Source organism: Lujinxingia vulgaris, assembly GCF_007997015.1.
Classification (GTDB): domain Bacteria; phylum Myxococcota_A; class Bradymonadia; order Bradymonadales; family Bradymonadaceae; genus Lujinxingia; species Lujinxingia vulgaris.
Map to the genome: position 1 here is coordinate 1 of NZ_VOSM01000006.1, position 12,322 is coordinate 12,322.

The window sequence follows — 12,322 nt, forward strand, 5'->3', positions numbered from 1 at the left end:
GCCGGACGCATCATGGCGGCGGTCGCCTCGCTTGGCGGCCACATCAAAAACAATGGCCCGGCGGGCTGGCAGGTGCTGGGCCGCGGCTGGGCTCATCTGCTGGAGTTGGAGCAGGGGTTTTTGATCGCGAGGCAAATGATGGATGAGATGTGATCAATCATGAGGAGGGGGTGATTGCGGCGTTGCGGTGCCAGGCAGTCGTGCAGATCGCTTTTGAGAGTGAAGATGCCGAGGTGCCAGGCCTTCGTGCAGATCGTCTTCGAAGGTGAAGATGTCGAGGTGCCAGGCCTTCGTGCAGATCGTCTTCGAAGGTGAAGATGTCGAGGTGCCAGGCCTTCGTGCAGATCGTCTTCGAAGGTGAAGATGTCGAGGTGCCAGGCCTTCGTGCAGATCGTCTTCGAAGGTGAAGATGTCGAGGTGCCAGGCCTTCGTGCAGATCGTCTTCGAAGGTGAAGATGTCGAGGTGCCAGGCAGTCGTGCAGATTGGAGTTCGGGGCGACGCGTTGATTGAGTGTGGTATAGGGGAGGCGGTGAGAACTAGTGACGCGAGAGCGTTGTTTGCTGAGCTGAGTAGTTGCGACAGAGAGGAGTGACCATGGGATACGCGATTCGGGCCAGACAGCTGTTGACGATGCCGCAGGAGGCGCCGCGGCTGGCGGAGTACGGGGATGGGGGGGAGGAGCGAGACGATGCGATTGTCGGTTTGATCGAGGACGGTTGCGTGGTGGTGGAGGGAGAAGAGATCGCGTGGGTAGGGCCATGGGAGCAGCGGCCGAAGTCGGCGCGTCGCGGGGATATGGACGTCTTTGAGACGGCGGTGGCGATGCCGGGGTGGATTGATTGTCACACCCATGCGGTGTTTGCCGGGGAGCGCTCTCAGGAGTTTGCCTGGCGTAATGCGGGCAAGCCTTATGTCGAGGTGCTGGAGGAGGGTGGGGGAATCTTGACGACGGTGGAGGCGGTGCGTCAGGCGTCGGGTCAGGAGCTGACCGATGCGCTGGTGCGGCGGGCGTTTTTGTCGGTGCGGCAGGGAGTGACGACGTTGGAGGTCAAGAGCGGGTACGGGCTCACGACGGCCGATGAGATCAAGAGTTTAAAGGCGGTGCAGCGGGCGCAGAAGGAGGTGCCGTGCGAGCTTGTGGGGTGTTTTCTGGGGGCGCATGCGGTGCCGGAGGAGTATCGGGATCGGCGAAAAGCGTACGTTGACCTGGTGTGTGAGGAGATGATTCCGCAGGTGGCGAAGGGGGGATATGCGGCGTATTGCGATGTGTTCTGTGATCGGGGAGCGTTTGATGCGGAGGAGGCCGAGCGAATCTTAAGGTGTGGTCAGGAGCATGGGATGGTGGCTCGGATTCATGCCGATGAGATCACCGACGCGGGCGGGGCGATGGTGGCGGCGAAGGTCGGGGCGTCGAGTGCGGATCATCTGGAGTTTGTGAATCAGGAAGGCATCGAAGCGATGGCTGCGGCCGGGGTGGTGGGGGTGTTGATGCCGGCGGTGAACCTGTTTCTGGGGACGATCGATCACCTGGCACCGGCGCGAGATCTGTTGAATGCGGGCTGTGAGGTTGCACTGGCAACGGATTTTAATCCGGGAAGTGCGATGACGCAGGATCTGGGGACGATCTTGATGCTGGGGTGTACGCTTTACAAGTTGACACCTGGCGAGGCTCTGCGCTCCATCACTGCGGGAGCAGCCAGGGCGTTGAGGCGGACGGACATCGGGGGGCTTCGCGCCGGGGCGCGGGCCGATGTGGCGTGTTTTGATGTGCCGCATTACCGCTATCTGACCTACCACTTCGGGCAGACACATACCGAGGCGGTGATCTACCGCGGGAACTTCGTTTACTGGACCGAAGAGGCCGATGTGGAGGAGTAGGGCGGGGTGATGTCCGGGGCGGAGGTCGTGCAGCTCCAGCCGGGGGGGATGGTGCCCGGGGGAAAGGTCGGCAGGTGGCCTTCGCGCCACAGGGCGTTTGCGGCGCGGTAGGCTTCGGTGATCTCTCGGACGAGCTTGAGGTAGGTTCTGCGCCGGATCGGGCAGCGGGTGTGGCAGAGGGGGCGAGGGGAACGGGCAGGGTTTTTCGGGCGGTCGAAGGGGCTCTGGGAGCGCACGTTGACGGCGCCCAGGACCTGTTCGCCGCGCTCATTGCGGTCTTTGCTGAGTACGCGGGTGTGGGCGCTTAAGGAGCGCTTGAAGAGGCGTGTGCGCTGAGCCGGGGTGTGGTTTTCCAGAAAGGGCAGGGGGGCCAGGTGAAGCTCGATGTGGCGGTCTGCCTGGACTTCGTCGGCGGGGTTGTGGTTTTTGCGCCGGCGCATGGAGCGCAGTTTTTCGCGGTCTGTCCACACCGCCTGGATGGGGGCGTTGTCCAGGTGGGCCTGGTAGGAGGACTCGCCGGGCCAGAAGCGCACGTGGGAGACCAGGACGGCATCGACGGGGTTGGTCATGGTGTAGCGCCATTTTTGCATCATGGCGGAGTCGTCGAGCATGGGCTCGGCGCTGTAGCGGCGCGCGAAGAGGGAGCCTGTTCGGCCGAGAAGTTTGTTGACGTCGTGGGCTAGGTGACACTGGAAGTAGCCCATGAACTGATGGAGGTTCTCACGGGGGGCGCGTACGGCCAGGTGGAAGTGGTTGCTCATGAAGAGAAAGAAGAAGATGTCGACGTTGTAGCGTTTGGCCGCGCGGGCCAGCCAGCCCAGGATCAGGGCGTTGACCTCGGGGGTGGGGGTGAGCAGGAAGCGGTCCTGGAAGCAGCGGTTGGTGACGAAATAGCAGTAGTCGGGGTTTTGGATTCGAAGAGGGCGTCCCATGTCTGTCTCGGGGTTCTGGTTCGGTAGGAGATGAGAGACGTCGTAGGACTATTATCGTGTGGGTTGATGTAGGTTTGCGTCGGGGTGTGGATTTTTTTGGGAAAAGGGGGGCAGGTTAGTTTTCGACGTGGCGGATGATGTGTTCGATCCAGGAGCCTGGCACCGTGACGGGTGTACTGTCTGACAGCCTGGCACGGTGACGGGTGTTCTGTCTGATAGCCTGGCACCGGGACGGGTGTACTGTCTGACAGCCTGGCACCGGGATGGGTGTGGGTGTACTGTCTGACAGCCTGGCACCGTGACGGGTGTACTGTCTGACAGCCTGGCACCGTGACGGGCAAGGGTTAGGGGAGGATCAGGTGGAGTTGTTCGGTATGTTCGGGGAGGGGGAAAGCCGGGGCTGAGGTTGTGAGCTCCGCAGAGGAGATACTCTCCAAGAAGTGGGTGAGGTGCGGGGTCTGGGGGCAGGTGGTGGTGCCCGTACAGAGGATGGCGAGGTGAATCCCCCGGGAGGGAGTGGCTTCGATGGTGGCGATGAGGAGGCGCGCGGACTGGGGGGGACGATTTGCTCGCGGGGCGGACGTGGTGGAACTTTCCGCTGCGGATGAGAGCTCGTTGAGGGTGGTGAGCGTCTCGTTAAGAACATCTTCGGGGATGATATCTGCGGGGAGGTTCGAGGTGAGTTGAGAGGAGAGGGTGGAGAGGCTCTGAGGGGTCAGGCCGGCGGGGAGGCTGGGTTGGGAGGCCCAGATGCCGGTGTAGTGTGCCAGGCGCAGGTGGGTTCCGGCAGGGTTTTGGCCGAGGGTGCGCCAGCCGGAGAAGGTGTCGGGTGCCGGGGTGAAGCCGAATCCGCGGCCGCCGGTCAGAGAGGTTTGCAGCGACTGCAACTCCGTGGCGAGTTGGGAGAGGTTTCGGGTAAGCGCCGTCAGAGAGAGAGGAGACGTGTCGGGGAGGATCTCACTGATAAAGGTCTGGAGGGCCCGGGAGGGGTGTTGTGGGCGGGTGGGGGCGTAGGGTTGCGCGAGGATGAGGATGTCCGGGTGTGAGGTGTCGGGCTGATGGGAGATCAGCGTGAGGCCGGTACGCTGAGACCAGTTCCAGTCGGGGGTGTGGGGGATTTCGCCCGAGAGTGAGGCGCCAAGGGGGATGCGGATACGCGAGTGGGCGGCGGGAGATGGAGCGGGGGAGTCTGCCAGCTGCCGGAAGCGCTCCTCGCTGGTGGCGAGGTTCGCCTGGGGAGATGCGGTGGTGTCGGCCTGAGGGAAGATTTGAGAGAGGTCGAGTCGGGGGGCGGGAAGTTGCCGGGGGCCCTCGGGTGGCGAGCAGGCGATGAGGCAGAGCGCGGCAGAGAAGACGGGGAGTAGAAGGAAGGTCTTCATGAGTGAGCCCCGTGGTGGTTGTCGAGGTGGATGTGGTTTTCAAGCCAATGCAGCGCGCCTTGAAGGGCCAGGGAGGCGTCTTCATCGGTGAGGGGGGCGTCCCAGTCGTCGTGGGCGTTGAGAAGGGGGTGAGGGGAGGAGAGGTTGGCGAGGAGCGTCCAGGCCAGGCGTAGCAAGAGGGAGATGCCATCGCGTTCGATCGATTGGCTGGCACCGTTGCCATCGCTGTGAAGATCGATGAAGAAGATCGCATCGGTGCTGGCGAGGAGGCGGTCGTGGGGGATGTCGCTTTCGGGGGTGTCGTCGGCGATGCTCAGTGATGTGGCGATGGCGCTGTCGGCGCCGCGGTAGACCAGCGGGATGATCACGCGCAGGGCTGCAGCGAGCATGCGCGCGGAGGCCAGGGTCAGGGAGGCATCAGGCTCAAGGTTGGGGAAGATGCCGAGCGCGCGGGTGCGCATTCTGGGGGGCTGCTCGTCGTCGGTGCGCTGGTAGATGCGCTCGCGGATACTCGCGGAGTCGGGTGCCAGGCGACGGGTTGCGCGGTGGTGGAGTCGGCATTGCACCGGGAAGTGTGCCAGGCCAACCGGCAACTCGCCGAGGAAATGTCGTTCGGGGGTGATGCTATCGTGGGGGGCGGCGACAAGATCGACGTGAATGCGTCGGATGGGGGCGGTGCGGTCGTCGCCGAGGAAGGGCTCGACGATGACGTCGCCGACGTTGAAGGCGCCCTGAGCGGCCTGGTCGTCGGCGTAGGTGACGACGATGTGGCGTCCGTGCACCGAGTCGAAGATGCGGCCCGGGTAGTAGAGGAAGCGGGCGCTGTGGGCGTCGATGCGGCCGAGTTCGATGAGGGTGGTGCGCTCGCGCAGGCAGACGTGCTGGGGGGAGGCGACTTCGACCTGGGTGACGGGGGCAGGAAGGGAGGCGTCGGTGGTGGCGTGCTCCGGGTTGATGGAGGATTCCAGGGCGCGGACGTAGAGCTTCTCTTCGTAGGTGCGGGTGGTCTGGGAGATGGAGGTGCGGGGGTCGAGCAGAAGTTCGCCGCGTCGGGCCAGGGTGCGGAGCGTGGGGGCGATGTCGTTGCCGAAGACGTCGAGGAGGGAGGCGACTTCGGTGGTGTGCTGGGTGAGCTCGCTGGCGAGGTGACGACGGGTGAGTTCGCCGGCGGGGGGGCGCAAGAAGGGGCGAGGAAGGGAGGCGAGAGTGTGGGGGGCGATACGCGGTGCGGGGCGATCGAGGTGTTCGAGATCGGGTGCCAGGCGATCGGACGGGGGGAGATGATCGAGTGCCAGGCGTTCGATCGGATCGATGATGGTGATCAGGGCGACGGGGTTGGTCGGGGAGGATACGTCGTTGTTTTGGTCGATGCCGTCGGTGGGGGCGGGCTCGGGGAGATGTTTTGGCTCCAGGAGGGCACCGGCGCGCTGTAGTGCGTTGAGCTGGCGCGTGACGCTGGTGGCGTGGCCTTCGATGAAGACAACGCGGGCGTGGAGGGGATCGTCGACGTGGTGCAGGGGTTCTTCGCGCAGCGGTAGGGTGGCGCGGCCGAGGTGCGTGCGATCATCTCCGGCCGAGCGCCAGTGCCAGGGCACCGCGCAGGTTTCGCAGGCCTCAATGATGTCGAAGGCGGAGAGCGGCGCGCCCTCGGGGGTGGTGAAGGTGTCAAGGTCGTAGATGAGGTGCTGATCGGGAGAAGATGTGGGGTTGGGCGATGTTTCTGATGCATCGGTGCCAGGCATTGAGGCGTTTTGGTTTTTGGGGTGAAGCGTGAAGATGCGCGGGGCGGCGTCGACACCGCAGAGGGCGCGGGCGAAGGTGGGGAGGTTGTCCATGGTTTCTGTGGCGAGCATCAGAAAGATCGGTGCCAGGTCTTCGCCGATGTCGTCGGTCTGGCGCAGGGCGCGCAGGCGCAGGTCGAGGCGGCGCATGACGAGCTGGGTGTGCACTTCGATCGGGCCGCAGAAGGCGTGGAGGTCGTCGACGACAATGAGCCCCAGGTTTGTGAGCAGGGGGCGGAAGGTGTCGACGTCGGCCAGGATGGCGGTGGTGAGCTCGTGGAGATCGCAGACGAGCACGTCGGGGATGATGCCTGTGGCGAGGTCCTCGACGAGGTGGCTGTCGATGCGTCGGGTGCGCAGGTTCCAGCGCAGGGTGGAGGGGGTGAGCAGGTTGCGCAGATGCTCGGCGGTGTGGTGAGCGCGCTCGTCGTCGCGCACGATGAAGAGGGTGCTGCGGGTGTGGGTCAGTGCGGTGTTGAGGGCGGCAAGCATGCCGAGGGTGGACTTTCCGGCGCCTTCGGGGGCGATGACGAGTTGGTTGCGGTGTCGCAGCCTGGAGCCGCTGGCATTGGAGCGCTGTCCCAGGGCTAAGGTGCGGGTGTCGGCCGGGGGGGCGAGGTGCACAAAAGAGCTGTGGGAGAGGTGAGTGAGGACGTCGTGTTGCATCGAGGTGAGGCGGGCCGGCGCGGGCAGAAGCTCGGTGAGCAGCGGGGAGATCAGGGCGTCGGCGTCTTTGGAGATGGGGCGGAAGTCGAGCTGGGGCAGGGGACGCGGAGGCTGGGCCAGGGGCGGTCGGCTTAAGCCCCGGGTGGTCTGCAGGTGGTCGAGGACATCGAGCCAGTCGGCCTGCGGGGCGGCTTCGGGAGCCCTGGTTTCGGTGTCTTCGGCGAGCGTGGCGGGGCGGTAGAGGCCTTTGAGGGTGAGGTGAAGACTCCAGGATGTCAGCGCGACCAGTGCCAGGGCAAAGGACGAGGGATTGACGCGGTAGGGCTCTGCGGCCAGGGCGGTGAAGGAGAGAAAGAGGAGCGGGGCTGCGGCCAGGGGAAGCCAGCGGGCCCAGGTTTTGAAGGAGGAATCCAGGTCATGAAGCGATGAGGCTGCGAAGTAGGTGCGCCAGGATGTAAGGGTGCCAGGCGACCGGACATGGTCGATGAGGTTGATGCCCAGATCGTTCCAGTGGGTCAGACGGACGATGCGGGCGCAGGTCCACCAGAGGAAGAGCCAGAAGCTTGTGGTGAGCAGGGTGGCGAGCCAGGGGTAGGTGTCCAGTGGCAGGAAAGGAGCGAGCTCGGGGCGGTGACCGATGGCGAGGTAGGTCCAGAGGGGGAAGTGCGCGGGGACGTCGAGTTGCCAGCGCAAGAGCGGGGTCAGGCCGAGCGAGAGGACGAAGATGGCGGCAGTGATGAGCATCGCCCAGAGGTAGCTCGGGCCCAAGGTGGGGACGAGGATCGGTGGGGGCTCGGGGGCCGGGGTGGTTTTGGTGTCGGGTTTGGAGCGGAAGAGGTTGAAGAGGGCGCGGAGCATGCGTGCGGGCAGGGTGATGATCCAGATAAAGGCGCGCAGGGCGATGCCGGGCAGGGTGTAGCGAAGCTCGAGGAGGAGCGGGTTGATGCGGGTGTCGGGGTCGCGGTCCAGGGTGCGGTTGAGCTCGGATTGCATCGAGCGCGCGGTGGCGAAGAGCGTGACCAGCAGCGTGATGAGTAGGAAGGCGACCTGGAGTGGTGAGGATGTAGAGAGGGCATCCAGGGAGAAAGCGAGGGTGCGCCAGACCAGTTCGTTGAGCAGGGAGAGCAGGAGGCGGAGGTCGGTGAGGAGAGCGATGATGGTCATGAGTTATTCTCCTCGTCGGGGGTGGTGTTTGCCGTGCTGGTGCTTGATGTGTGGGTGCCAGGCACCCGTGCAGAAGTTGTGGGGTCAGAAGATGTGTGGGTGCCAGGCACTCGTGCAGAAGTTGTGGGGTCAGAAGATGTGTGGGTGCCAGGCACTCGTGCGGAAGTTGTGGGGTCAGAAGATGTGTGGGTGCCAGGCACTCGTGCAGAAGTTGTGGCGTCGGAAGATGTGTGGGTGCCAGGCACCCGTGCAGAAGTTGTCGGGTCGGAAGATGTGTGGGTGCCAGGCACCCGTGCAGAAGTTGTGGAGTCAGAAGATGTGTGGGTGCCAGGCACCCGTGCAGAAGTTGTGGAATCAGAAGATGTGTGGGTGCCAGGCACTCGTGCAGAAGTTGTGGAGTCAGAAGATGTGCGGGTACCAGGCTCGCCGGAGCGGTGTCGGGATGCGATGGTGATGGGGTTGTGTTGCCAGGGCGTGGCGGGGTCGGGAAGATCGAGGCGGTCGAAGAAGGACTCCTGACGGCGCAGGTTTTTGATGCTGCGGGCGTTGATTCCCTGGACCAGCGAGAGCAAAAAAGCCGTGTTGGGGAGGATGGGAGCCTCGATGACGTCGAGTGTTTCGGTGGTGGGTGGGGCGTCGGGGGAGGTGCGGGCGCGATCGAGGGCGGGGCGAAGCTGGGGGTGGATGAGCAGGGAGGCGTCGGCGAGTTTGCGGATGCCGGAGGTGTCGAATCCCTCGTAGCCGACGAAGCGGGCGCCAAAGCCCAGCGAGGCGTAGTGGTGGGAGACGAAGCTGGCGAGGTTGAGGCCCACCGAGAGCTCGAAGGCCGGTTGGGCGCCGACGGGGGTGGTGAGAAGTTCGCCAAAGTAGTTGCGTCCGAAGCCGAGGATGCTTTCGGTGCTGGCGAGGCAGGCCTGTTCGCGCCAGCGGTGGAAGCCGCCGGCGTGGGTGAGAAACTCGGGGAGGCAGGCCTCGACGTCGGCCAGGGCGGGGAAGTGGCGGTGGTAGTGTTCGAGGAGAAGTTCGGGGGCGAGCAGGGTGTGCTGGCGAGTGGCGCCGGGGCGTGAGGGGTTGAGGGAGAAGATCTTTTGCACGTCGTCGTCGAGGCGCTCTGAAGAGGCGGCTACGTCGTGGGGGGCGGGCCTGGCGCCGAGGGATTCGGCGTGCTGTTGGAGGCGGCGCTCCTGGAGCTCGACGCTCTGGATGAGGCGGAAGGCCAGGTTGCGGTCGGCGTCGACGCGGTCGTGAAGGTGATCGGAGACGTTTCGGGTGCTTAAGGCGTGGCTTAAGTCGAGGCGCGCGGCGAAGAAGGAGTGGATCGAGGGTGAGGCGTGGAGGGGGTTTGAGGAGGAGCCCATGACGACGTCTCGCAGGGCGTTGCTCAAGGCGTCGATGGCGTCGTGGACGCGGTTGAGGTGGGCGCGCAGGTGGGCGCGCAGGAGCAGGGCCAGGGGGAGGAAAGCGAGGAGTCCGCCCACCAGCCAGCCGGCCGGGCCCAGGAGAGGCTCAATGAAGTTGGGTTGCTGATGGAGGTTGAGCGCGCGGGCTGCGGCGTGGGCCAGGGGGGCGCCCAGGGCGGGAGCCAGGATAGCCCAGGTGACAAGCCCTAAGCGCAGGGGATTGAGGTCAGGTTTTTGGTTGGCGGCGTCGATAAGGTCGTGTCGGGCGCGGGCGATGGGCGCGGGGTCGGGGAGGTTATGCTTGAGGCAAAGTTCCTGGGCGGAGATGCGCTGGCGCTCGGCGTCGTCGAGGAGGTTGCGGGAGTTCTGGTGGAGGAGGTTGAAGCCGGTGAGGGCCTGGGCAAGGCCACCGTCGGCGGCGCGCTCCTCGATGAGGCGGTCGGCGTTTTTGCGGCTCAGGGTGAGGGCGTCGAGGAGGTGCAGGTTGGCGTCCTGGCGCAGGGCGTTGACCATCAGGTCCATGTCGCCGCGCTGGCGGGTGAGGGTGTGCCAGGCGTTGTGTACCTGCTTAAAGAGGTGATCTTCAAAAGCCTCGTCGAAGCGTGTGCGGAGATCTTCGGAGGTTGTGGATGTGGAGACTTGCAGGCGGTCGTCGACGTCGGCGCAAAGGCGTGAGGCGGTCTGGGAGGTGAGGTGCGCGAGCTTTTCGCGCGCCGGATCGAGCAGGGAGCGGGGCGGGGGGAGGACGGGGTCGAGGTGATCTTCGGACTTGGTGTCTGCGCCCGCGCTTTGGGTGGAGGGTGTTTTGAGGCGGCGTAGAGATTCGCGTGCCAGGCGGTTGGACAGATAATCGCGGGCGCGCTCGGCGGGGAAGTTGATCTGGATGCAGCTAAAAGTGGCGAAGAGGTCGTTGTCGTCAAAACCTTGAGCGGTGTGACGCAGCCAGGGGTCACGACCGAGCTCGTTGCGGATTTGCAGGGAGATAAAATCGAGGGTCTGGCGGATGGCGTCGTCGAGGCCGAGCACGGCGCTGGCGGTGACGCGGCTGTTGACAAAGATCTGGGGGATGCAGCGGTGGGCCGGGGGAACGGATTCGACCCAGCGGCGCAGGTCGTGGACTGCTTTGAGGATGGAGGCTTCCTCAGTGATGTTGGCCTGAGGGTGTTCGCCGCCGAAGGCGTCGGCGGGGTGGGGCGTCCAGATGATGGGGACGATGGCGAGAGTGCGATCGAAGCCCTGTCGGCTGGTGTCGAGGAGCGGGCCGTAGGCACGGATGAGCTCCTGGTGGATCGCGCGCAGGACCGGGCGCAGGGCGCGGCGGGTGAAGGGTTCTTTGGCGTCGGCGACGAGGTAGACGGTGAGGCGCGGGGGCTGGCGGGAGGCGCGCTGGCGGTAGCTTGAGAGGTGGTCAAAGCTCAAAAGGTGGCGCGCTTCCTGGTTGACGACGCTGCGCAGGGGGGTGAGACGAGCCTCGGCGTTGAGGTCGTCGGGTCGAAGAGAGATGGAGCGGAAGAGGGGGCGCTCACCCAGCTCATCAAGGCCGAAGTTCAGGCCGAGTTCGCGCAGACGTTGCAGGAGCGGTCGCTCCAGGGAGGAGCGGGCGTCTTCGGTATCGACGATGGCCTGTCGGAGCGTGGGGGAGGGCTCGAGCGGAAGGGTGGGGCCGTCGACCCAGCGGTCGGGGCGGTGGGAGACGCGGGGGAGAGGGGAGTCGACGCCCTTTTCGGTGAGGGGTTCGACGACGAGTTCGGCCAGAAGCTCCAGGCATTGCTCGGCGGAGGCTTCGGCGTTGAGGCGGCGGCGCTCCTGGAGGGAGAGGAGCGGATCTTCGTGGCGCTCCTGTTGAAGATCGAGCCAGATGCGCAAAAGGCCGCGGTGGAGAAGATCGCCAAGTTCCTTGAGGGCGTCGGCGGTGGCGTCGTGGTCGAAGCCGGGGGAGGCGTCGTGGTCGAAGAGGCCCAGGCGAAAGGGGCTCAAATCGAGGGGGAGGAACTCGATGGTGTCGTGGGTGTCGAGTTCGCTGGCGACCCAGCCGGTGGTTTCCCAGTCGATGCTCAGGAGGCGTCGGGGGGCCAGGGGAGATGTAAGGTCGCCTGGCACCGGGCAGAAGTTGGGGGGGATGATGATGGGGCGTGAGGTGCCGTCATTGTTGGAAGGCGGGGGGGCGATGTGTGCTCGCAGGGCGGGGTGGCGATCGTCTTCGTGCGCCCATGCTTCGGTGGGGGTGAGGTGCAGGGACGATCGGGTGCCAGGCAGTCGATCATGCTCGGAAGGGGTGCCAGGCACTCGATCATGTTCGGACCGGGTGCCAGGCACTCGATCATGTTCGGACCGGGTGCCAGGCACTCGATCATGTTCGGACCGGGTGCCAGGCCCTCGATCATGAGGAATGTGGGGGGATAGCCATGACCAGGGAGAAGGGTCGCGGCCCTGGGAGTAGGCGCGGGCGCGGGCAATGAGGTTGAGGAGCAGGCGCGGGCTCTGGCCGTGGAGGACGCGTTCGACGATGGGGGTGAGGAAGAGGTCGACCTCCGGGTCGCGGCTGGCGAGGCGGTGGAGGCGTTCGACGGCGCGGCGGGGGTCGGAGTCGAGGGGGAGCCAGTCGAAGAAGCGTTTGCGGCGGGTTTTGTGGCTGTGGCCGGTTTCGATGGGGCCGCGGTCTCTGGGGATGGCGAGTTGGTAAGATCCGTCGCGGAAGCGGATAAGGCCCAGGGAGCGGATGATGGCGAAGTGAAGGGTGAGGGTGGGGAGGTCGTCGTCGCCGGCGAGCAGGGCGATTCTGGCGAGTCGGACTTCGGGGTGGCGCCAGCGCAGATCGTCGACTTCGGAGTTGGGAAGGATGGAGAGAAGTCGCAGGTTCTTGACCGAGGTGTCGTCTGCGGCGGTGCGTGAGAGCCAGCGCCAGTCCTGGCCGAGTTCTTCGAGCAGGGCCAGGCCGACGCGGCCGATGCCGACCACGAGCGTGGGGTCGGGGTAGAGGTGAGGTGTGGCGGGGCGGTCTGGCATGGGATGGGGTTCCTGCGCGCGGAAAAAAAGATGTCAGGGTGCCAGGCATTCGATCTGCAGGCATTTGATCATGAACGACCGGGTGCCAGGCATTTGATCATGAACGACCGGGTGT

Annotated in this window: 5 protein-coding genes; 1 reads left to right on the forward strand and 4 read right to left on the reverse strand. The window is 65.2% G+C overall.

Annotated features, from left to right (window positions below):
• Window positions 1-595 precede the first annotated feature (595 nt).
• On the forward strand, window positions 596-1,879 hold the full coding sequence (gene hutI / locus FRC98_RS13030; protein WP_146981881.1) for an imidazolonepropionase: 1,284 nt from the start codon (window positions 596-598) through the stop codon (window positions 1,877-1,879).
• On the opposite strand, the gene FRC98_RS13035 is transcribed toward hutI, so the two are convergent.
• The 4 genes from FRC98_RS13035 to FRC98_RS13050 all read right to left on the reverse strand — a co-directional run bounded on the left by FRC98_RS13035 (window position 1,846) and on the right by FRC98_RS13050 (window position 12,207).
• A complete protein-coding gene (locus tag FRC98_RS13035; protein WP_146981882.1) occupies window positions 1,846-2,811 on the reverse strand; it encodes a transposase in 966 nt (321 codons plus the stop codon). The two genes, hutI and FRC98_RS13035, sit on opposite strands and share 34 nt — an antisense overlap.
• Before the next feature lie 344 nt (window positions 2,812-3,155).
• A complete protein-coding gene (locus tag FRC98_RS13040; protein WP_146981883.1) occupies window positions 3,156-4,190 on the reverse strand; it encodes a hypothetical protein in 1,035 nt (344 codons plus the stop codon).
• Entirely contained in the window at window positions 4,187-7,801 is a 3,615-nt protein-coding gene (locus FRC98_RS13045; RefSeq protein ID WP_146981884.1) for a DEAD/DEAH box helicase, read from the reverse strand. Before FRC98_RS13045 ends, FRC98_RS13040 begins: the two co-directional genes overlap by 4 nt.
• On the reverse strand, window positions 7,798-12,207 hold the full coding sequence (locus tag FRC98_RS13050; protein WP_146981885.1) for a hypothetical protein: 4,410 nt from the start codon (window positions 12,205-12,207) through the stop codon (window positions 7,798-7,800). Before FRC98_RS13050 ends, FRC98_RS13045 begins: the two co-directional genes overlap by 4 nt.
• Between the last annotated feature and the right edge of the window lie 115 nt (window positions 12,208-12,322).

Bases quoted from the DNA above. Each gene is read 5' to 3' on its own strand.
- hutI (WP_146981881.1), top strand. From the start codon at position 596: ATGGGATACGCGATTCGGGCCAGACAGCTGTTGACGATGCCGCAGGAG.
- FRC98_RS13035 (WP_146981882.1), bottom strand. From the start codon at position 2,811: ATGGGACGCCCTCTTCGAATCCAAAACCCCGACTACTGCTATTTCGTC.
- FRC98_RS13040 (WP_146981883.1), bottom strand. From the start codon at position 4,190: ATGAAGACCTTCCTTCTACTCCCCGTCTTCTCTGCCGCGCTCTGCCTC.
- FRC98_RS13045 (WP_146981884.1), bottom strand. From the start codon at position 7,801: ATGACCATCATCGCTCTCCTCACCGACCTCCGCCTCCTGCTCTCCCTG.
- FRC98_RS13050 (WP_146981885.1), bottom strand. From the start codon at position 12,207: ATGCCAGACCGCCCCGCCACACCTCACCTCTACCCCGACCCCACGCTC.